24 protein-coding genes are annotated in these 20,640 nt (G+C 66.8%); 14 read left to right on the top strand and 10 right to left on the bottom strand.

Annotated elements, in window-relative coordinates:
• The first annotated feature begins 200 nt into the window (after positions 1-200).
• Positions 201-464 carry a WXG100 family type VII secretion target gene (locus tag ACX80V_RS04925; protein ID WP_485842209.1) on the top strand — a complete coding sequence of 88 codons (264 nt, stop codon included), beginning with the start codon at positions 201-203 and terminating at the stop codon, positions 462-464.
• Between the two features lie 170 nt (positions 465-634).
• Here the strand turns inward: ACX80V_RS04925 and ACX80V_RS04920 are convergent, their stop codons facing one another.
• A complete protein-coding gene (locus tag ACX80V_RS04920; RefSeq protein ID WP_485842208.1) occupies positions 635-1,639 on the bottom strand; it encodes an EamA family transporter in 1,005 nt (334 codons plus the stop codon).
• Between the two features lie 71 nt (positions 1,640-1,710).
• On the opposite strand from ACX80V_RS04920, the gene ACX80V_RS04915 reads away from it, so the two are divergent.
• Positions 1,711-2,256, top strand: a complete 546-nt coding sequence (locus ACX80V_RS04915) for a CGNR zinc finger domain-containing protein (protein WP_485842207.1) — start codon at positions 1,711-1,713, stop codon at positions 2,254-2,256.
• On the opposite strand, the gene ACX80V_RS04910 is transcribed toward ACX80V_RS04915, so the two are convergent.
• The 3 genes from ACX80V_RS04910 to ACX80V_RS04900 all read right to left on the bottom strand — a co-directional run bounded on the left by ACX80V_RS04910 (position 2,253) and on the right by ACX80V_RS04900 (position 4,698).
• Positions 2,253-2,624 (bottom strand): hypothetical protein, encoded by a 372-nt coding sequence (locus ACX80V_RS04910; RefSeq protein ID WP_058930682.1) that lies wholly within the window; start codon positions 2,622-2,624, stop codon positions 2,253-2,255. The genes ACX80V_RS04915 and ACX80V_RS04910 overlap by 4 nt on opposite strands.
• 105 nt (positions 2,625-2,729) lie before the next feature.
• Positions 2,730-3,320, bottom strand: a complete 591-nt coding sequence (locus tag ACX80V_RS04905) for a hypothetical protein (RefSeq protein ID WP_248763473.1) — start codon at positions 3,318-3,320, stop codon at positions 2,730-2,732.
• A 25-nt stretch (positions 3,321-3,345) separates the two neighbouring features.
• Positions 3,346-4,698, bottom strand: a complete 1,353-nt coding sequence (locus ACX80V_RS04900; RefSeq protein ID WP_485842206.1) for an MATE family efflux transporter — start codon at positions 4,696-4,698, stop codon at positions 3,346-3,348.
• 128 nt (positions 4,699-4,826) lie between these two features.
• On the opposite strand from ACX80V_RS04900, the gene ACX80V_RS04895 reads away from it, so the two are divergent.
• The gene (locus ACX80V_RS04895) at positions 4,827-5,261 is read left to right on the top strand and encodes a DoxX family protein (protein ID WP_485842205.1); all 435 of its coding nucleotides are present in this window, start codon (positions 4,827-4,829) and stop codon (positions 5,259-5,261) included.
• A 97-nt stretch (positions 5,262-5,358) separates the two neighbouring features.
• Here ACX80V_RS04895 and aztD read toward each other — a convergent pair whose 3' ends face one another.
• Positions 5,359-6,684, bottom strand: a complete 1,326-nt coding sequence (gene aztD / locus ACX80V_RS04890) for a zinc metallochaperone AztD (protein WP_485842204.1) — start codon at positions 6,682-6,684, stop codon at positions 5,359-5,361.
• 156 nt (positions 6,685-6,840) lie between these two features.
• On the opposite strand from aztD, the gene ACX80V_RS04885 reads away from it, so the two are divergent.
• Positions 6,841-7,809 (top strand): acyl-CoA thioesterase, encoded by a 969-nt coding sequence (locus ACX80V_RS04885; RefSeq protein ID WP_485842203.1) that lies wholly within the window; start codon positions 6,841-6,843, stop codon positions 7,807-7,809.
• A gap of 54 nt (positions 7,810-7,863) precedes the next feature.
• Here the strand turns inward: ACX80V_RS04885 and dnaB are convergent, their stop codons facing one another.
• The gene (gene dnaB, locus ACX80V_RS04880) at positions 7,864-9,246 is read right to left on the bottom strand and encodes a replicative DNA helicase (protein ID WP_058930676.1); all 1,383 of its coding nucleotides are present in this window, start codon (positions 9,244-9,246) and stop codon (positions 7,864-7,866) included.
• 690 nt (positions 9,247-9,936) lie between these two features.
• Between dnaB and ACX80V_RS04875 the strand changes: the two genes are divergently transcribed.
• Together ACX80V_RS04875 and ACX80V_RS04870 are read left to right on the top strand one after the other, a co-directional pair.
• Entirely contained in the window at positions 9,937-10,392 is a 456-nt protein-coding gene (locus ACX80V_RS04875; RefSeq protein WP_056341733.1) for a hypothetical protein, read from the top strand.
• 2 nt (positions 10,393-10,394) lie between these two features.
• Positions 10,395-10,967 carry a hypothetical protein gene (locus ACX80V_RS04870; protein WP_485842202.1) on the top strand — a complete coding sequence of 191 codons (573 nt, stop codon included), beginning with the start codon at positions 10,395-10,397 and terminating at the stop codon, positions 10,965-10,967.
• An 83-nt stretch (positions 10,968-11,050) separates the two neighbouring features.
• On the opposite strand, the gene ACX80V_RS04865 is transcribed toward ACX80V_RS04870, so the two are convergent.
• Complete coding sequence (locus tag ACX80V_RS04865) at positions 11,051-11,416, bottom strand: TFIIB-type zinc ribbon-containing protein (protein WP_485842201.1); 366 nt, start codon at positions 11,414-11,416, stop codon at positions 11,051-11,053.
• Between the two features lie 102 nt (positions 11,417-11,518).
• Complete coding sequence (locus tag ACX80V_RS04860) at positions 11,519-12,145, bottom strand: CE1759 family FMN reductase (RefSeq protein WP_485842200.1); 627 nt, start codon at positions 12,143-12,145, stop codon at positions 11,519-11,521.
• Between the two features lie 452 nt (positions 12,146-12,597).
• On the opposite strand from ACX80V_RS04860, the gene ACX80V_RS04855 reads away from it, so the two are divergent.
• The 8 genes from ACX80V_RS04855 (at position 12,598) to ACX80V_RS04820 (ending at position 19,709) form a co-directional block, all read left to right on the top strand.
• Positions 12,598-13,689 (top strand): hypothetical protein, encoded by a 1,092-nt coding sequence (locus ACX80V_RS04855; protein ID WP_485842199.1) that lies wholly within the window; start codon positions 12,598-12,600, stop codon positions 13,687-13,689.
• Position 13,690: 1 nt separating this feature from the next.
• Positions 13,691-14,521 carry a glycosyltransferase gene (locus tag ACX80V_RS04850; protein WP_485842198.1) on the top strand — a complete coding sequence of 277 codons (831 nt, stop codon included), beginning with the start codon at positions 13,691-13,693 and terminating at the stop codon, positions 14,519-14,521.
• A complete protein-coding gene (locus tag ACX80V_RS04845) occupies positions 14,511-15,794 on the top strand; it encodes a lipopolysaccharide biosynthesis protein (RefSeq protein WP_485842197.1) in 1,284 nt (427 codons plus the stop codon). The genes ACX80V_RS04850 and ACX80V_RS04845 overlap by 11 nt, the downstream gene beginning before the upstream one ends.
• A gap of 8 nt (positions 15,795-15,802) precedes the next feature.
• Positions 15,803-17,581: a glycosyltransferase gene (locus ACX80V_RS04840; RefSeq protein ID WP_485842196.1), complete on the top strand. Its 1,779-nt coding sequence runs from the start codon at positions 15,803-15,805 to the stop codon at positions 17,579-17,581.
• Positions 17,578-17,919: a hypothetical protein gene (locus ACX80V_RS04835; RefSeq protein ID WP_485842195.1), complete on the top strand. Its 342-nt coding sequence runs from the start codon at positions 17,578-17,580 to the stop codon at positions 17,917-17,919. The genes ACX80V_RS04840 and ACX80V_RS04835 overlap by 4 nt, the downstream gene beginning before the upstream one ends.
• Positions 17,916-18,131: a hypothetical protein gene (locus ACX80V_RS04830; RefSeq protein ID WP_485842194.1), complete on the top strand. Its 216-nt coding sequence runs from the start codon at positions 17,916-17,918 to the stop codon at positions 18,129-18,131. Before ACX80V_RS04835 ends, ACX80V_RS04830 begins: the two co-directional genes overlap by 4 nt.
• Entirely contained in the window at positions 18,128-19,180 is a 1,053-nt protein-coding gene (locus ACX80V_RS04825; protein ID WP_485842193.1) for a hypothetical protein, read from the top strand. Before ACX80V_RS04830 ends, ACX80V_RS04825 begins: the two co-directional genes overlap by 4 nt.
• Before the next feature lie 106 nt (positions 19,181-19,286).
• Positions 19,287-19,709, top strand: a complete 423-nt coding sequence (locus tag ACX80V_RS04820; RefSeq protein WP_485842192.1) for a DUF1801 domain-containing protein — start codon at positions 19,287-19,289, stop codon at positions 19,707-19,709.
• Positions 19,710-19,868: 159 nt separating this feature from the next.
• Here the strand turns inward: ACX80V_RS04820 and rplI are convergent, their stop codons facing one another.
• A complete protein-coding gene (gene rplI / locus ACX80V_RS04815; protein ID WP_056341694.1) occupies positions 19,869-20,321 on the bottom strand; it encodes a 50S ribosomal protein L9 in 453 nt (150 codons plus the stop codon).
• Positions 20,322-20,338: 17 nt separating this feature from the next.
• A complete protein-coding gene (gene rpsR / locus ACX80V_RS04810) occupies positions 20,339-20,578 on the bottom strand; it encodes a 30S ribosomal protein S18 (RefSeq protein WP_003800144.1) in 240 nt (79 codons plus the stop codon).
• Positions 20,579-20,640: the final 62 nt, after the last annotated feature.

Below are 20,640 nucleotides of genomic sequence, written 5' to 3'. Positions count from 1 at the left end.
CCCCAGCCCACCGGTGATCGAGCTTGTCGAGATTCAACCACCGGGAGCTGTGGCCCATGGTGAGTGGTGCATGGGCAGCGGTGCCCATCGACAGTGTTTTGCGGCCGGGATAGGGTCTAGGCAATGGATCTTCCGGACTAGCCGGGGGCCGCTGGGGATGCCGATCTGGATCGGATCCAAGACTAACGAGGAGAAAACTGATGGCTATTTGGGGCGCAGATGTAGAGCAGCTCAGGACTCTTGGCAGCAAGCTGCAGGCCGGTGCCAGCGAGATTGAGCAGCAGCGATCCAACCTGTCCCGCGTACTGGACAGCACCAATTGGGAAGGCCCGGACGCCACCCACTTCCGCGGCGAATGGTCAGGCACGCACACCGCGGCGCTGAACCAGGTCATCCAGGCGCTTAAGGATGCCGGCCAGAAGGCCACCAAGAACGCCAACGAGCAGGACCAGGCTTCACGCTAACCGCAGAAGCTCTGACGCGGGGGCCCGGACACTGCACAGTGTCCGGGCCCTCGCGGCATTTAACGGCGGGTGCTCAACGAATGGGAGGCACAACGGCGGGGCGACGGCGGTGCCCCGGCCTGTGGCACCTGTCCTTCGGGGCAGGTCCTTCAGGGCAAGGCAGCCGGCACTCAGGGCACAGGTTCGACGTCGTTCGCGTGGTCCAGTGGGGCTGGCGCACCGACAGTTGCAGCGGCCGTGCCGGAGCGCAGCTCGTCCAGCCGGACCAGAACCACCCCGCCGACAATGAGGACGCCGCCCAGGAGTTGGATGGCGCCGGGCAGCTCACTCAGAAGCAGCCAGGCCCAGGTCACGGCGAACAGCACTTCGGTCAGCGAGACGAAGGATGCAACCTTGGAGCCAAGGGCGCGGGCAGCGACAATGCCGGAAACGTACGCCAGGACTGTTGCCAGGATGACCAGGCCACCGAGGGAGACCCACCAGGGTGTGATCCAGGGGCCGAGCCTGGTATCCGCGGTGCTGAAGGCCATGGGAAGCAGTCCCGTGGCGGCCGCCAGCCACATAACGGCTGCCCCCACCAGCAGCCCGGCGGACGCCAGGACGATGGGCGGCAGGGAATCATTCTCCTTGGCCGTGATGAAGAAGTAGATGGCAAGACATACGGCAGCGGCCACCCCCCACAGGACCCCGATGATGTCGATCTTGACCGTTCCGGTGAGGTCCAGGACGAGGACCAGGCCGCCGAGCGACAGCACTGTTCCGCCGAAGGTCAGCGCCCGTGGCCGCTTCCTGCTGGCTCCCCATAGCCAAAGGACGATGAGGACGGGAGCCAGGTATTCAAGCAACAGCGCTACACCCACGGACAGGCGGGCTACCGCGTTGAAGTAGAACAGCTGGCACGCGGCCACGCCGATCAGGCCGAAAAGACCGATGGTGACCCAGTTGTCGCGCAGCTGGTACCACCGTCCGCGCAAAGCCAGAACGGCAGGAACGGCGAGAATCAGCGCGGCACCGGTCAGGCGGGCCGTTACGGCAGCGCCCGGGGACCAGCCGGTTTCCAGAAGCGCCTTGGCGAAGGAGCCGGAGAGCCCGAAGACGGCAGAAGAGAACAATGCGATTCCAAGGCCGGAGCCAAGGAATCCGCCCGCGGCTGCGGGGTTAGGGGCGGCAGTCACCGACGCCTCCTGTCAGGAGTAAAGTGGGGTAATGGTCCTGACATTACGCCCGACCTCAGTAAGGAGTCAAGATGGTCTTTGCCCCTGACACCGAAATAGCCCTGCGCGCCGTCGTCAACCTGATCAACACCGCCGCCAACGGACGCGAATCGCTCGCCACGGTGGCGGACCTCGACGACTTTCTTCAGTCCGAGGGGTTCAGTGGAGCCCGCGCCGGCGATGCGGCGGAGCTGTCGAGTGTCCACGAACTGCGCGGGCGGCTTGCCGCCCTCTGGACTGCAGACGAAGACTCTGCTGTGGCGGGCGTCAACCGCCTGTTGCGCGAGGCCAACGCACTGCCCCAGCTGATGAAGCACGATGAGTGGGACTGGCATCTGCACGCCACTGCCAGGGACGCGCCGCTGGCAGAGCGCATGGGCACCGAAGCCGCCATGGCCCTGGCGGACGTCATCCGGAGCAAGGAGATGGACCGCATGCTCGTGTGCGAGGCCGAGGACTGCGACGCCGTGGTCCTGGACCTCAGCCGCAACCGGTCGAAACGGTATTGCGATACCGGGAACTGCGCCAACCGCGCGCACGTGGCAGCGTACCGCGCGCGGCAGGCTACCGTTCGCTAGGAGTGGCTGGAGCCGGTACCGTCAGCGTCCGGAGTCTCAGGGGCGCCGCCGGCCTGGCTGGGGCCGTGTCCCCCGAATCCGTGCGACGGCTTCCGGGCTGAACTCAGGTTGACGCCGGATCCCTTGCCCAGGTGTTCGGAGTTCTCCTTGTGGCTCATGGCCAGCATGGCCGCGATCACCAGCGTGACGATGAACGCGATGCCGGCGCCCGTGAAGGCGAGGTCGAACCGCGGGGTCTTCGAGCTGCCGCCGGAGGCGAAGATCAGCACAGTAACGAAGGCGAGGACGGCCCAGAACGCAGAGAACATCAGCGGCCCCTTCACCGAGGTCCGCAGCTTGCGCGGTTTTCCTGGTTTCTGGTCTGCCAAGGTAGTTCCTCTCCTACAGCCATGCCGAAGGGCGTGCTGGTTCGAATGTGTGTGGGGTTGTTCCGGGCGCGTTTTCTACGCCGGGTAGAACCTTTCGCTTCTAGTTTACGGCTTCGCGGAGGCGGGCCGGGAATCGTGCCTTAGAGTCAGCCCCGACAGGACCCAGAGCACACCGGAGATGATGGCTCCGCCGCCGGCGACGCCCAGCAGGGCATGGGCTCCGAGGCTGATGAAGAAGGGCAGGATCGCCGCGGTACCAAGCCCGATGATGCCCGAGGCCAGCCAGTCGCGGGCCAGCACGTGCCGGCCGCGATACTTGAGGCCGCAGTACAACTCCACGGCTCCGGCCAGGCCAAGTCCCACTGCCGCAACGACGCCGAAGACGCGGTCCCCGTGAAGCAGCGCCAAGGCAACACCGGCGCCGGCCAGGGCGGCCCCTGCAGCGGAGAGGATTTTGCCGGGCATGCCGTCCCGCGCGTAGCCGGTCTTCGGGATGGCCCAGAGCAGCAGCAGGCCCGTGACCAGCAGATACAGCCCGCCCGCCCAGCCCATGACCTGGACCGATGGTCCGGCCCAGAAAATGGTCACGGCGCCGAACACCAGTGCGGCCACGGCCCGGAGCAGCACCGGCTTCCACAGGTCTGCCTGCTGGGCGGTGCCGGCGGGAGCATCTGTGGGCGTCAGTGGTTGGTTCACCGGTCCAGTTTAGTGGCCGCCGGCCCTATGGCGAACCCAGCACCATCCAGCGGTCCGACCGGGCGCGCAGGCCCAGCGTCAGCGCCCGGGCGGCCATATACCCCAGCGAAAACGCGGCCCACAGCCACACGAGGCCTGCAGCGGCGGACATGCCGGAGACGGCAACGGCCACGAGCATGGGGACGTAGACAGCGAGGTTGACCACGCCCGCCAGCGCCAGGTACTTGGCGTCTCCGGCGCCGATCAACACGCCGTCCAGGACAAAAACATAACCGGCAAGAGGCTGACCGGCGGCCAGGATCCACAGGGCGTAGGTCAGCACGGACTGGACGCCGGCGTCGGAAGTGAACAGCGCCCCTACCCAGGGCGCGGCGACAGCCAACAGGGCTCCCGTGACCACGCCGAATCCGATGCCCCAGCGGATCATGGTCCGGGTCAGGTGCCGCGCCCTGACGGCCTTGGAGGCGCCCAGTTCCTTGCCGATCAGGGCCTGGGCGGCGATGGCAAGGGCATCGAGGGCAAAGGCGAGGAACGAGAAGATGGTCATGGCCAGCTGGTGTGCCGCCAGGTTGACGGCACCTTGCCCCGTGACCACAAATACCGTGGCCAGGATGGCGATGCGCAGGCTCAGCGTGCGGAGCATAAGCCACGAACCGACCCGGGTCATTGCGCGGATGCCGCTCCAGTCGGGCCACAGGCTGATGCCATGCCGGGCGGCATTGCGCTGGACCATCACCAGATAGACGGCCGCCATGGCCCATTGCGCCACGCTGGTGCCTGCCGCCGAGCCCGCAACGGACCAGTCCAGCCCGTAGACCAGCCACAGGTTGAGGACAATATTCAAGGCAAAGCCTGCGGTGGCCACGAGCAGCGGCGTCCTGGTGTCCTGCAATCCGCGCAGGACGCCGGTGCCCGCGAAGATGAGCAGCATGGCCACCAGGCCGGGCATGGACCAGCGGAGATAGTCAACAGCGAACGAACGGACCTCACCCTCCGCCCCCATCAGGGTCACCAGCGGTTCAGCGGCCCAGAAGCCGGCCACGGCCAGGACCACGCCGAGCAGAAGTGCCAGCCAGACGCCGTCGCGCCCTGCGGCGAGTGCCTTGCCCAGCTGGCCGTGTCCCATCGCGCGGGCCACCGCCGGGGTGGTGGAGTAGGCGAGGAAAACCATCAGGCCGACGGCGGTGTGCAGCACAGCGGAGGCGAGCCCCACGCCGGCCAGCTGGGCCACGCCGAGATGGCCCACAATGGCCGAATCCGCGAGCAGGAACAGCGGTTCGGCGATCAGTGCGCCGAACGCCGGCACGGCGAGCCGCAGGATTTCCCGCGCATGGCTGGCGGGACGCTGGACGGCAGCGGGGGCGGATTGGTTGGGCACGGTTTCAGCCTAACGGCCGGCACCGCCCACCTGGCTGCTGCGCTTCCGTGACGCCGGAAGTCATGACAAGGGACACAATGGCGGACCATTAGTTGACACTTCAACTAATGGTCAGGGAGACTCGATTTATGAATCAGTCACGCCTCACCACCACTGCCATCACCGTCCTGCGCGTCGCCCTCGGCTTCCTCTTCGCCGCCCACGGCTGGCAGAAGTTCAACGAATGGACCATCGCCGGCACCCAGGCCGCGTTCACCCAGATGGGCGTTCCGGCAGCCAACGTGTCAGCGCCCTTCGTCGCAGGCCTCGAACTGGCTGGCGGCATTGGCCTCATCCTGGGCGTTCTCACCCGCGTGGTGGCCGCCCTGCTGGCCGTCAACATGATCGGCGCCTTCTTCCTGGTGCATGCCTCGGCAGGAGTTTTCGCCGACAAGGGCGGGTACGAACTGGTGCTGCTCCTGGGCGCTGCCGCCCTCGCACTCGCGCTCACCGGAGCCGGCCGCGTGTCCGTGGACCGCGCCGTGTTCGGCCGCATGAACAACAAGCTGGCAGTCCTCGCCTAAGCGGACTCCTCTTCAACGAGCAACGCCCGACGGCGGACAGGCACCCAGGTGCCGGTCCGCCGTCGGGCCTTAAACGTCTTTGCCGTGGCAGAAAACGTCAGCCGGTCACCCCGGTCAGTTCGTTGGGCACGTGGTCCAGGTCCGCGCCTTTGATGATTTTCCCGGATTTGAGATCCACGGCGTGGATCCTGGAAGCCGCCGGCTCCGTGATGAAGGCGGTTGAACCCTGGACAAACAGGGTGGGCCGGGGATCCTGCCAGGCATCCGGCTCCGTCCAGGCGCCAACCACGGGAATGGCAGCGGTGACCTCGCCCGTGGTCGGATCAATCACGTGAAGCGCCCCGTCCGTGCCCAGCACCAGAGCCTCCCCTCCCGGACCGCGGCCCAGGGAACGGAAGGAATAGCTGGCGCCCAGGTCCACCAGCTGCAGGGTTCCGGTGTCGGTGTTGACCAGCGAGATCCGGGTGGGCCGCTCCAGGTCGGCGTCCCTGTCCACCTTGTAATCGCCGAGGATCACGGGAGATTCGTGGCTTCCGGCCTGGTTGCCCATGCGGCCGTACGGGTCAGGGCTTGCAACCTTGGTGAAGCCGCCGTTGCGGTAGACCAGCATGCCGTCCTCACAACCAACCACCACGGTTTCATGGCCCGCGACTGCCTCACCATGCACGCCGGGGCACTCCTCGTTGCGGAGCAGTTCACCGCGTCCCTGCCCGCCGCCATTTCCCGGCGCGCTCAGCAGCGCCAGGCCAGTGCGGCCCTCCTCGTTCCCGAGGGTGACCAGCAGCTTCCCATCCTCCAACGCGATGGCGACGCCGTGGTGGGCTTCGGGTGCGGTGTAGGTGCTGGTCTCGGGCAGGCCGGCCTTGAGTGCGTCAGTCAGCGCGGCCGGGTCAAAGACCTCCACCTTCCCTGAACCGTCATTGAACAGCACTGTCTTCCCGGCGTGGTTGACCACGTGGCCGGCCTTGCTGGCGCTGAAGGCCCGGTCCGTCAGCCGAGGTGCGGCGGCATAGGAGTGCCCATGGTCGCCGTGCGCCTCGGTCCACACACCGGCATCGAAGACGCGGAAGGAATCTCCGGTGGCCACCAGAACGTGGCGGCCGTCGCCCGCCGGGCTGAGGCGGTTGAAGCCTTCCAGCGGCACTTCCTCCACGGGCTTCAGCGTCTTCGCGTCAAGAACCGTGATGCCCGCGTCGTGGGTCAGGACCAGCCGAGGGGTGGGGGCCTGGCCTTCCTTCGCCTGCCCTGCTGTGGCAGAAGCGGAAGTGCCGGCCGAGTCAGGGCCTGCGCCCTGCGACGGTCCGGAGCCCGCGCCCGGAGCAGCCCCGCACGCAGTGAGGAGCAGTGCCAAAACCGCAAGAACTGCCGGGAGAGCCTGCGGATAAGTGCGAATATGGCCGGGATGTGAGTGGGTTTTTATCATATCGCTAACGATAGTCATTATCAATAGTGATGCAAATTGGATGACCTCGGCTGCGTCATGGACCTGTCCGCCCCCAAAGGGCGGGCGGGGCAGTTCCCGTTGCGGGTATGTGTCGGCCGACCCTCCGGTAACACCGCGCCTCAGTAAGATCGCAGCATGACTGAGACCGCGGCCAATTCCGTAACCCTCCGCTTCCTGGCTGCCCCCACGGATGTGGGCCACAGCGGCTCGGTGGATGCGGGGACCGTCCTCGAATGGGTGGACAAGGCTGCGTACGCTGCCGCCGTGGGCTGGGCCAAGTCCTACTGCGTCACCGCCTACGTGGGCAACATCCACTTCGCGGACCCCGTGAACAGCGGCGACATGGTGGAGGTGGAGGCCACCATCGTCTACACGGGACGCTCCTCCATGCACATCCGGACCGTCGTCTCGTCAAGCGACCCCAAGGGCGGGCCTGCCACGATGCGCAGCCAGTGCATGGTGATCTTTGTGGCGGTAGGCGACGACGGCAAGCCCATACCCGTCAAACAGTTCGAACCGGTCACGGCCGCGGAGATCGAACAGCGGGACCACGCCCTGGCGCGGATCAAGGTCCGTGAACGGATCGTCGAAGCCATGAACGCCCAGGAATATACCGACGCCGGGACCGCCGAACGCGTGACGCTGCGGTTCATGGCCGCCCCCACGGACGTGAACTGGGGCGGGAAAGTGCACGGCGGAATTGTGATGAAGTGGATCGACGAAGCCGCCTACGTCTGCGCGTCCCGCTACTGCGGCATGGACACCGTGGCGGTATTCTCCGGTGGCGTGCGCTTCTACCGGCCCCTGCTGATCGGCCATGTGGTGGAGGTCGAGGCCAGGTTGGTCTACACCGGGACCAAAGGCATGCACATCGCCGTACACGTGCGCTCCGGAGATCCGAAGGGCAAGGAACTGAACCTCACCACGTATTGCCTCACAGTGATGGTGGCACGCGATGCCGACGGCAACTCGGTGCCAGTTCCTGGCTGGGTGCCGGTCTCGGCGGAGGATACGCGGCTGCATGCCCACGCCCGCGAACTGCTCGAAATCCGTGGGACCGCCCCGGGGAACCGGCTGCCCAACCACCTGCTGGGGCAGGGCTAAGACGAAGGGATCCACCTGCTGAGGCAGGGCTCAGCCAGCCGGGCGGGAACGACCCTAGAAGCCGCTGCCTCCGGCGTCGGCCGCCATGTTGGCGAACCGCGAGTAGTGACCCTGGAATGCCACCACAATGTCCTTGGTGGGGCCGTTACGGTGCTTGGCGATCAGGATGTCCGCTTCGCCCGCGCGCGGGGATTCCTTGTCATAGACGTCCTCACGGTGCAGCAGGATCACCATGTCCGCATCCTGCTCGATGGAGCCGGATTCGCGGAGGTCAGAAACCATGGGCCGCTTGTCCTGGCGCTGCTCGGAGCCACGGTTCAGCTGCGAAAGGGCGATGACCGGAACCTGGAGTTCCTTGGCCAGCAGCTTCAGCGCACGGGAGAACTCGGAGACTTCCTGCTGGCGTGACTCCACTTTCTTGCCGGAGCTCATGAGCTGCAGGTAATCCAGGATCACGAGCTTCAGGTCATGCTGCTGCTTGAGGCGGCGGCACTTGGCCCTGATTTCCATCAGCGACATGTTCGGGCTGTCATCGATGAAAAGCGGGGCATCATTCATCCGGCCCATGGTGGTGGCGATCTTGGACCATTGCTCGTCCTTGATGGTGCCCTTGCGAAGGTCCTGCAGGCCGATGGTTGCCTCGGCGGACAACAGGCGCATAGCGATTTCGTTCCGGCCCATTTCGAGCGAGAACATGACCGTGGCCAGGTTGTTCTTGATGGCCGCAGAGCGGGCGAAGTCCAGGGCAAACGTTGACTTACCCACTGCCGGACGGGCGGCAATAACGATCATCTGCCCCGGGTGCAGTCCATGGGTGAGTTCATCGAGTTCGTAGAACCCCGTTGGCACACCGGTCATGCCTTCCCCGCGGTGTCCGGACGCTTCGATCTCATCCACCGTGGCTTCCATGACGTCCTTGAGGACCACATAGTCCTCTGCTGTGCGCCGCTCCGCCACGGCGTAAACCTCGGCCTGTGCCTGGTTGACCAGGTCCTCCACCTCACCGTCGGAACCGTATCCCAGCTGGACGATTTTGGTGCCGGCGTTGACGAGCCGGCGCAGAATGGCGCGCTCTGCCACGATTTCGGCGTAGTAGCCGGCATTGGCGGCCGTGGGGACAGTCTGGATTAGCTCGTGCAGGTAGGCGGGTCCGCCGATCCGGTTGATCTCTGCGCGCTTGGTCAGTTCGTCCGAGACGGTAACCGCATCCGCCGGCTCGCCGCGGCCGTAGAGGTCGATGATCGCCTCGTAGATGGTCTCGTGCGCAGGCCGGTAGAAGTCCTGGCCGCGGAGGATTTCCACAACGTCCGCGATGGCGTCCTTGGACAGCATCATGCCGCCGAGGACGGACTGCTCAGCGGGAATGTCCTGTGGTGGCTTACGGCTGCCTTCTGATCCGCGGGTACCCTCGATCGAGTCCAGGTGCGTTACTGACAAAGCTGCCGTCCTCCATAGTGTGCCGCGACTTGATGCGGCGAGTAGGTCATTCACCTGCCGGGGTGCCGTCCTGCGGGACCTCCACGGGACGGCATACGTTCAGGTCTATCAGCGGCCTCCGACAATGAAGCCCGGCGGGCCCGATTGAAGCCTCCGCAACGTTGAGTCTGCGCAACGCGTGTGGGAGTTATCCCCATGTTCCGCAAGTTATCCACAGAAAGCGCCGCAGCAGCCGGACCGAAGTCCTCCACTGCTGCGACAGCACATGTCCGCGACGGCGTCATAGCGCCCCAAAAGCAGGTATCCCGCAACGGTAGCCGCCACCGCCCCAGCGTCCAAGCCCACCAACCCGGAGGGCTGTGGATAACCTGTGCACTAACGGGCATAGCTTGTGCACAGCCTGTGGGTGAACCTGTGGAAACAAAAAAACTTTTGCCGTATATAGGCCCCTGACCTGCGAAAACGTTCGTCGAGGATGTGGACTAAATTCTTTTTTTCCTAACCTTCATCCACAGCTTGCGGCGCGGCGCTGTTGAAAGATCCGGCTTTCCGGGCGCCTCCACCGGCGATTCATACCCGTTTAGTGATGCATCGCACACCTGCCGGCATCTTTTGACGCCGCAGCGAATCGGCTGTATGCGACGGCAGGAATGTGCTGTGGATAACGGGCATCTGGCATAAGCTCTGACTATGGGCGATGTACTGATGGTTTTTCTGCCGGCCGGCGTGTTGGCGGCAATAATCTGGGCATTTACGACGGCCCTCAGACCCCGTAATTCCGGGACCTCCGACGCCGAGAAGTACCAGCAGGACCTGGCCCGGCGCTCCGCGGAGCACTATGCCGAGCAGGTACGCGTGGCAACAGCCGTGCGTGCCCGCCTGGAAGCCAACACCCGGCCCAGCCAGAACGAACAGCAGCAATCGCAGCAGGAAGACCATGCCCGGGCAGCACGGCGCGGGCAGTCCGGAGCGGGTGCCGGCCAGTATGGCTATGCGGCGCTCCCCGGCGGGATTCTGGACCCTCAGCTGGCCATGCAGTTGCAGACAATGGCGCACGACGGGCACAAGATCCAGGCCATCAAACTCCTCCGCCAGGCAACCCAAACGGACCTGGCGACAGCCAAAAAGTATGTAGATCGGCTTTAGAAATGGAATCGCTCGTGATCCCCGTTATCATCCTCGCGGTCGTGGCCGCCGGTGTCGCATTGGCTGCCCGGGCGGTCAGCAGGCGGCAGGCGGCCGTCAAGCAGGCCGGCACGGCCCCTGTGCCGAATCCGATTGAGGCGGCCCGCCGGGCCGCCGCCAAGCTCTCTGAGGACCAGCACCGCAGGTTGTACGCGCTGATTGCCCAGGGACAGGCGATGGCGGCCATCAAGCTGTACTACGAGGCCACAGGAGAAGGACTGCGGGCATCCCGGGACGCGGTGGGGGCGTTGGCCGCCCACCCGCAGGCCTACCGCAGCCCTGCCGCTGAAGCGGCGGAGCCAGAGCCCGACGATGACGACACGCCCCAGCGGTTCCCCTACCGCTACCGCGCCATTGCCAGCAAGGGCGATGTGACGCGTGAGGTCAGCAGCAATATGCTCAACGACGAGATCTACGGCCGCATCCGCACGCTGGCGCGCAGTGGCGATACCGAAGGCGCCGCCACTGCCCTGACCAAGCACTCGGACATCTCCATGAAGCAGGCACGCGAGTTCATCGCCCTCCTGGACGACTAGGGCTCCTGGGCGACACGGCTTCTGGGCGACTACGCTCCTGGACCCCAGGGCTCTCAGCCGCGGCACAGTGCGCCGTCCGGCTGTCAGAAGTCGAAGATGTCTCCCAGCCAGCCTTCCTTCTTTTTGGGCCGCCGACGGTCGTGGTCGCGTTCATACCCCGGTTTGTCGTACTTCCGGTCGTCGTAGCGCGGCTGCTCGTACCGTGGCTGCTCGCGGCGGGGTTCAAAGTTCGGATACAGCGGGGGAGGAACCGGGGCAGCGACAGGCGCCGCGGCCGCCGGGCGCGCCGGCGTAGGAGCGCGGCCGTTCATAGCGTCGTTGGCGCGGTCGATGATCTTGTCCAGCTCACCGCGGTCCAGCCAGACGCCGCGGCACTGCGGGCAGTAGTCGATCTCGACGCCGCTGCGTTCGCTCATGATCAGGTCAATTGAATCCACAGGACATTTCATGTTCCGGTCAACGACCGGGGAGACCGAATAGTTCAGCACCCGGGATCCCGGGACTGACGGGGAGCTTTGCCGACGGGCGCGGACTTTGCGGACCGGCGCGCCTTAGCGTCCGCCGGAAATGCCTGCCAGGAGCTGCGCGAACGGCAGGGACTCCAGTGCCGACGGCTTGCGGCCGGGCTGATCCTCCGCGAGGAGGGCGGCAAACTCAGCCGCCGCACGGTCGATCCGCGACGAGAGGGGTGAGCCGCCGTCGTCCGTGTTTCCCCAGTCCTGGGGGCCGGCGAAAACGGCCGTAGCGGCCATCCTGGTGCGCAGGTAGCTGAACAGCGGGCGCATCGCGTACTCGAGAACCATCTGGTGGCGGTCCGTGCCGCCAGTGGCACCCAGGAGGACAGCCTTCCCGTCCAGGGACTTGGGATCCAGGACGTCGATGAAGGACTTAAACAGGCCGCTGTAGGAGGCGCTGAACACCGGGCTAACGGCAATGATGCCATCGGAAGCCTCCACGCCGGCGATGACATCCGCCAGGCGAGGGGCCGCATAGCCGGTGACAAAGTTGTTGGCGATGTCCACCGCGAGGTCCCGGAGCTCAACGACCTCAACCTTCACCTCGAAACCAGCATCGGCGAGGCGGTGCTCTGCTGCAGCGGCGAGCTGGTCGGCGAGCAGCCTGCTCGAGGACGGCACGCCCAGGCCGGCGGACAGTACGGTGATGCGGCGGGTTTCCACTTGGACTCCTGAGGTTCGATACAGCCTATGCTACATGCATTTGCATGTATCGAGATAACCGATGCCTGCCCGCGTTTATTCCGGCCGTGCCAGGTCACCGGCGGTTGCACTCCGGGCGGCATGAAACGAGCATCTGCGTTTTCCGGGATGCGCGGGCCGGGCACCCCTGCTACCTAAAGCGCTTAAGGGATAAGTCCCCAATGCACCTAACAGATCACTCGGCGTTGCCCCTCCACACCTAGCTCTGGCGGGAGCACGAAATTCCCTATGTAGGACGCGATACAAAAAGCGAGTACTCAGTACTGGTGTTTACCTGGCCGGGCTGGTCATATGCTCAATTTACGGGCAGAGTCACTCGGCCGGGGGTTTCGAATTCCTCTAGAGGCACTGGCTGGATTAGTCGCCGGGGCCGAGACACCATCCGACCGAGACCACCCAGACAGGAGATGACCATGCGCACCTGGCAGACCAAGGCATTGCACTTCGACATCCACGGCCGCATCACGATCCGCGTCGACGCAAAGGCGCCGTCAGCGACCCAGCTCCAGAGCATGTTGGCGTGTTTCGCCACCGACACCGAACGGCCGGCCGACATCGTCGTCGATGCCGGGCCGGAGCCTATGCCGGATGCGGGTCTGCTCGAGCACGAGCTCGCGTACACGGGGAACAGCGTGCGCTTCCAAGCCGATCGGGTCCAGATCGTGAGGGACGGAGAGCAGTGGCGCATCCACGGGCCGGGCGAGCTGTTGACCTCCGTGGTCCCTGTTCTCGATGTCGCCATGGTCGGTCGAGGAGCCGGCATGATCCACGCGGCAACGATGGCGTACCGGGGTCACGCGATTGCGCTTCCCGCCGCCGGAGGGACCGGTAAGACGAGCACCGCCGCCAAGCTGATGCGGCGCGAGGGGTGGTCGTTCATGGGTGACGACTGGGCCTTCCTCGCCGAGGACGCCACGCTGCTCGGTTACGCGAAGCCGATGTTCATCAAGCCGCACCACCGGAACATCTACCCGCACCTGTTCGAAGGTGTCCGGAAGCCCCTCGTCCCGTCACGGCTCTCGGGGAGCGTCGGCCGTCTCACTACGGTGGTGCATCCGTACGTCATCCGTTATCCGCGCCTCGCGGACTTCTCCCGGCGATGGTCGCCGGAGCACCGCATGGTCGAGGCGGGGACCGCGTTCCCGGGGCGAGAAGTGACGACCTCGGCTCCGCTCGCGGCCGCCATCTACATCGAGCGCTTCGAGGGCGCCCGGTCTCGGATCGTCGAGCGGACGACCGAGTGGATGGTCGACCGCATGATCGGCAATTTCCACATCGAGATGGCGGGCTTCTCGCAGCGGGTCGTGACTGGCCTGGCGGCCACGTCCGTCCTCCCGTGGCGCGAGCACTTCGCGGCGAAGGGGGTCGTGCTGAGCAAGGCACTCGACGGACGTCCCTGCCACCTGCTGCAGGTGCCCTCCGCGTACACGGCGGACGAAGCGTCAGACGACATCGTCCGGTATCTCGAGGAGCTGCTGCCGTCGGTCCTCGACCAGGAGGCCTGAGGTGCGGGACACAGAGAGTCACAGCCCTGCCGAGGTCACCGCGGTCGTTCCGGCCCGCAACGCGGAGCACCTGCTCCCGCGCTGTCTGGGGGCCCTGCGTCAGTCAGGTGTAGCCGAGATCATCGTGGTGGACGGATGCTCCACCGACCGCACCGTCGACCTCGCCCTCGCAGCCGGTGCCCGGGTCCTGAGTGACGAGGGGCGCGGCCTGCCATGGGCTCGAACGCTCGGTGTGCAGAGCAGCAGCACCCGTTGGGTCCTGCTCGTCGACGCCGACGTCGTGTTCGGGCCCACGGGGGTTGCCGACCTGCTCACGGAGCTGGTCGAGGGCGGCTACGACGCCCTCCAGGCCGGTCTGGAGAGTGTCGCTGGACCGGGCTACTGGGGGCAGGCGCTGGCACATCACCATCGCACCGGCCGCAGCCGCAACTGGTTCGGGCTCGTGGCGACGGTCGTGGACCGGGACCTGATGCTGGGCGTGGGTTTCGACGACTCGTTCAAGTCGGGAGAGGACATCGAGCTGCGTTGGCGGATGCGGGAGTCAGGGCTGCGAACGGCGGTGTCACGCCGGGTCGTCGTCGAACATCGTTTTGCCGCAGACGACTTCGACTTCGCGCTCGACCAGTTCCTCATGGACGGAACGGGACTGGGACGGATGGTCCGCAAGCACGGCTGGCGCGGTGCGAGGTTGGCGCTGCTGCCCTTCGCCGCGGCAGTCCGGGGCAGCGCGTTGAGCCTCGCCGCGGGCCAGCCTCGGTGGCTGCGCTACTACTTCGCCTTCTGCTGGTATAACTACGCCGGCCTGGCGAAGGGGTTGCGTCGTGAGCGCTGAGCGGGGGACCACTGTCAGGGACGGCTCGACCGTCCGGCACTCCGCCTTGCGCAGCTCGCTCGGCCTCATCGTGGGCAAGGCCGCCCAGACGGGCGCGGGTTTCGCCTTCTGGGTCGTGGCCGCGCGCGCGACGTCCGACCGTGAGGTCGGGCTCACCATGGCCGCCGTCGCGGCGGTGATGATCTGCACGCAGCTCGCGGTGCTGGGCGCAGGGTCGGCCGTGATCGTCGCGGTGGGGCGAGGGGAGCCGCCCGCGCGGGTGCTGGACGCGGCGTTCGCCATCGTGGGGGTCGCCGGCACCGTGCTGGCCCTCGGCTACCTCGTGCTGCAGTCGGCCGTGACGCCGGACACGGCCTCACTATCGGTTCTCTTCTGGCTCACGTTCCTCGTGGCTGCCGTCACCGGCACCCTGGTCATCGTGCTGGACCAGGCGCTCGTGGCGTTGGGACGCGGTTCCAGCGCGACCTTGAGGTACGCGTTGGGCGGCGGGGTCTCATTCGGGGCTGCAGCGCTCGTGTACTGGGGGGCGCATGGCGCCTCCGCCGACGTGCTGATGGCCTGCTGGACCCTCGGGACGACCGTGGCGTGCGTCGTCGGTGCAGTCCAGCTGCGAAGACTGGTCGGCTACCGGCCGCGATTGTCCTTGCGCCCGGCGCGCGGCCGTCCACTGCTGGCGGTTGGCCTTCCCTACCAGCTCCTCACCCTCACCGAGCGCGCTCCGGGGCTGGTGCTGCCGCTCCTGCTCGCGCACATGGTGGCGCCGGAGGCAGCTGCCTACTGGTATCCCGCATGGATGATGGCCTGGGCCGCCTACTCCGCTCCGATGCTGATGGGCATCGTCCAGTTCTCCGAGGGTGTCCGCGACCCGGCCCGCCTGGTGTCGACCACCTGGGCGAGTCTCCGTTGGTCACTCGTCGTAGGAGGTCTGGCTGCCGCCGTCCTCGTCCTCCTCGCTCACCCGCTGCTCGGCCTGCTGGGGGAGCGGTACGCCGACGCGTCCGCCGGAGCTCTGCGGTGGTTGGCGGCCGGACTGGTGCCGTACGCGGTGCTGCAGGCCTACAACGCCGTGTGCCGGGCCCTCGGTCGCTACACGGAGGCGATCGTGGTCGGCGTGATGCTCGGAGTCGCCCTCTGCGCCGCAGCGCTGTGGACCGCCGACAGGGGCCCCAGCGCCATGGCCCTTGCGTGGCTGGTGGTGCTCTCCATCGGGGCCGCGGCGGTCGGCCTCCGGCTGGTCGCCGTCCTCCGGCGCGTAAGGAAGGACGCACGATGAGACACACGATGACCGACACGCTCGATGCGACCAGCCGCACGGAGGGACGCTGGAAGCCCCGTGACGTGTGGTGCGCGCTGGCGGGAGTCGTGTCGCTGGCGCTTGCCGTTGGGGCCGCCTCCACGGTGACCGTGCCCGTGAACAGCGATCTGGGGCTCGTCGCCGTGCTGCCCTACCCGTTCTGGGCGGGGGTCCTGCTTCTGAACGTCGCCTTCGTCGTGGCGCTGCGGGGGGATACCGCGGGCCCGGCGCGACGCCCGGTCATGATATGGCTCGTCGTGGTGCTCGTGCTTGTGCTCTTCGGGACCGCAGCCTTCGTGACGGACGTACCGCGGGGTGAGGTCGCGTTCCGTCACCTCGGCGTCGCCGACGCCCTCTCGCGCACCCAGGGGATCGACCCCGACATCGACGGGTACTTCAACTGGCCGGGTTTCTTCGCGCTCCTGGCGACGCTGCTCCGGGCGACCGGTCTTGACCCGGTGGCCGTTGCCCTGTGGGCACCGGTACTCAACATGGGTCTGTGGCTCGCTGCCCTGGGCGTGCTGACCGGCTACCTGACGCGCGATCCGCGACGGCGCTGGCTCGTGCTCTGGGTCTTCTGCCTCGGCAGCTGGCAGGACCAGGACTACCTGTCTCCCCAGGCGTTCGGCTTCTTCCTGTACCTCGTCGTGGTCGCGCTGCTCGTCGGCCCGTTGGCCGCGCGGGCTCCCGAGATCCGCGGCTACCGACGCGCCGACCTGGTGGCGTGGTGGCGAGGGCGGTCGCCCGCCGAGCCCCGGTCGGGGCACCGGGTGAGCGCGCTCGTGGTGACCCTATTGCTCGTCACGGTCATCTGCGCGAGCCATCAGCTGACGCCGTTCATGGTGCTTATCGCCATCACCGCTCTCACCCTGAGCGGACGTGTCTGGCCCAGCCGGCTGCCCCTGATCGCCGTAGTCGTGCTGACGCTGTGGCTCGCCTACCCCGCGAGTACATACCTCATCGGGAACCCACCCCTGGCGGAAGCAGGACTGCAGGCCGCGACCGAGGCGAACGTCATCGACCGCCTCGACGGGACCGCTGGGCACGTGCTGGTGGTGCAGGTCCGGATAGTTCTCACCCTCGTGCTGTGGGCGCTTGCCGCGGTGGGGGCGGTGCGCGACTGGCGCAGAGGACGTCTCGACATCCGGGTGGTCCTCCTGGCCGCCACCCCACTGCTGCTCTTCCCCGCGCAGTTGTACGGCGGGGAGATGCTCATCCGCGTCTCGCTGTTCGCGCTGCCCTTCATCGCCGTGCAGGCGTGCTCGGTCCTGCTTCCCACGGAGGGCAGCACACGCCCCTCCTCCCGCGCCGCTGGGGGCCTTGCGCTCACCTGCTTCCTGCTGGCCGTGCTGACCGTGACGGGCCGGTTCGGGAACGCCCAGTTTGACGTCTTCACCGATGATGAGATCGCCGCCGTCGCCGCCGTGCAGCGTCTCGCGCCCCCCGGCTCAACGATCATCTCGGCTGCCCACCCGACGCCGTGGCGCAGCGAGGCCTACCTCGAACACCGGGCCCGGACGATCGACGACATGTGCCGGTCCGACTTGTCGACGGCGACGTGCGGCCCACTTGTTTACGACTACGCCCGACACAGCCCTGGCGGTGCCGTCGTGTTGCTCACGCGCTCGTCGGAGGCGAGTCTCGTGGTGCAGGGCGCCAGCAGCGCAGGCGGCTTCGCCGAGCTGGAGAAGTGGCTGAGCGTGCAGGACGGCGTGGAGCTCGCGTTCAGCAACGTCGACGCACGCGTGTACCGGGTGACGCCATGAGCGGCGGGGGCGTCAGCCGGCTCACCGTGGCGCTCGGTCTCGTGGCCGTCGCGCTGTCGGTGGTGACACTCGTCGGGCTGCCGACACCGCTGCAGACGGTCGCCGCGATAGCGGTCCTGATCCTGCTCCCGGGGCAGGCACTGGCCCGACTCATGCAGGTGACCGACCTCGCGCTCGGCGTGCTGCTCGTCCTGGCGCTCGGCCTCGCCACGCTCACGGCGGTGTCCACGGCGATGTTCTACCTCGCTGTGTGGTCCTGGCAGGCGTGCGTCGTCACGATGGGCGTTATCACCATCCTCGCGTGCATGGCACGCGCACGGCAGGAGGCGGCGTCATGATCGACGTCATGATTGACCTGGCGGGACTGCTCGCGGCTGCCGCCCTGCTCATCACGCTCATCGCGCTCGAGGTCCGACGCGCCGGACCAGACACCGGGCAGCCCACACGCCCCGGGCTCCTCGGCCGAACTGTGAGCCGCTGGGTCGTCGCCGTCATGTGGACGATGTACCTGCTCCTCTTCCTTCCACGAGTGCTGGGACTACTCGTGTGAGCCACGCGGCGCGGTGGTGGCTCCTTAGCGACCTCCACCTGGGCGTGTCGGACGACGACCCCCGGTGCCCCGGCAGAGTGCTGCCCGAGTTCCTGCACCGCGAAGTGCTCGCAGCCTCAGGTCCGCAGCAGCACGTCGCCTTCGTCGGTGACACGTTCGAGCTGGTCGGGTTCGCCGAGGACGAGAGCCTGGCCCGGCTCGAGTCCATCCTCGCCCGCCACCTCGACACGTTCCGGGCGCTGAAGGCGTGTGCGGCGCGCGGCGTGCAGCTGCACTTCGTGTGCGGCAACCACGACGTGGAGTTGGCCCGGCCCTCGGTGGCCGCCCGCCTGTCGGCGCTGCTGTCACCCGCCGAGCCCACGCGGGTCCGGGTGCACCCGTGGTTCCTGCACGTGCCCCACGTGCTCGTGGCCGAGCACGGGCATCAGCACCACGCGCTGCACCGGATGCCCGAGTTGCTCCGCGCGGCGGTCAACGGCACCGACGAGCTGAACCTACCCCCGCTCGCCGCCTGGAACGCCCATCCGTCGAGGTCGCACCTGAGCCGTGCCGGGGCCGTTGCCCGGGCCTGCCTGGCGTCCGAGCGGGCGGAACGCCGCGTCCGGGAGCTCGCTTACGACGAGCTGTTGCAGACCGAGTCACTGCGGCTCGCGCTCGACGGGGTGGCCGTTCGGGACCTGGCGCGCCTGTCCCGGTTCCGGACGGTGTCGGCGCTCCCCGTCGCCGCGACTCGCATGGTGCTCTCGGCCACCGGGCGCAGAGTCACCGGCGAGAAGGCTCCTGCTGCAGCGGGCCGGTTCGCACGTACCCTCGAGGCGCACGGTTCCGGAGTGCCCTGGTACGTCTCGGGCCACACCCACCGGGCCCTCGAGTCGGCGCTCGAGGCGTGCCCCACCCGATACGTCAACACCGGCACGTGGTGTTCGGACGTCCGCGGTCGCGGACCTGACCAGTCGGACCGTCGGACGTTCCCGTACGCCGTGGTCGACGTCGCCCGCGACGGCACCACCAGCGGCGGGCTGCGGTACTGGCGTCCGGACGGTGGCTGAGCCGTACCGGTGTCAGCACACGAGGGAGTATTCTGGCTCACCGCCGCTGGCTACCACCCGGACCGGCGCGGCTGACAGGTGACCTGGGCTCTGCGAGACTTCCGTCATGGCTGAAAACAAGACCCAGGCAACCGGCGCCTCAGTGGACGAATTCCTGGCCGCAGTCGAGGACCCTGTCAGGCACCGCGATGGCCTGCGGCTGCTGGCGCTCATGAGGGAGACCACCGGCAAAGAGCCCGAGATGTGGGGGCCGACTATCGTGGGCTTTGGGCGGTACCACTACAAATACGAGAGCGGCAGGGAAGGGGATGCGGCGGCGGTGGGCTTTTCACCCCGGAAGGCAAGCCTCTCGCTCTACGGGCTGATGTACGGGCCCGAGGCTGCGGTACTGCTGCTCCGGCTCGGGAAGCACAAGACCGGTGCGGGGTGCCTGTACGTGAACAGGCTCGAGGACGTGGACCAGGCGGTGCTGGCCGAGCTGATCAAGGCAGGCTACAGGCACGTGACCACGGCCCTGCACAGCCCCTGACTTCCCGCCTCCTGGCCAAAGCAACGCGGGGTCACTTAATGCCCCTCAAGAGGCTTTTAGTGACTTCGCGTTGCCTATGGAAGAGGGCACAAAAAACCCCCGCCGCCGGTGACGGCAACGAGGGTTTTTGTGCAGTTTGAGGCTGCGTAACCGGAAAGGCTACTTGCCTGCGACTACGTTGAGTTCGATCACAGCGGCAACGTCAGCGTGAAGGCGGACGTTGGCCTGGTAGGAACCAACCGACTTGATGTGTGCCGGCAGTTCAACCTTGCGCTTGTCGATTTTGCCAAGGCCAGCGGCCTCAACAGCGTCGGCTACGTCGGCCTGCTTGACGGTGCCGAACAGGCGTCCGGTCTCGCCAGCCTTGACGACGAGCTTGACCGGCTTGGCGGAGAGTGCAGCGGCCTGCTTCTGAGCATCTTCCAGGGAAGCGTGCTCGCGGGCGGCGCGGGCAGTCTTGATGGACTCAACCTGCTTCTCGCCACCCTTCGACCAGGTCAGGGCGAAGTTGCGGGGCAGCAGGTAGTTACGTGCGTAACCGTCCTTGACCTCGACAACGTCGCCAGCGGCACCGAGACCGGTTACTTCGTGGGTCAGAATGAGCTTTGCCATGTTAGTCAGTCCCTTCCTTAGCCGCGGCCAGCGCCGGAGTAGGGCAGCAGTGCAACTTCGCGGGCGTTCTTGATTGCCTGGGCGATCTTGCGCTGTTCCTGCACCGTGACGCCAGTGACGCGACGGGCGCGGATCTTTCCGCGGTCGGAGATGAACTTGCGCAGCAATGCTACGTCCTTGTAGTCGATGACAGTGATGTCAGCGGCCTTCAAGGGGTTGGACTTTGGTTTGGGCTTACGGAGTTCAGCCTTAGCCATCGTGGAGCTCCTATTCTATGGAGCCCGTGGATGTTGATCCACGGGATGGTGGTGGTCCGACG

The sequence above is a fragment of the Pseudarthrobacter arbutini genome (assembly GCF_054510915.1).
Note: the sequence above shows the minus strand (reverse complement) of the source record. Positions and strands in the feature narration are given on the sequence as shown.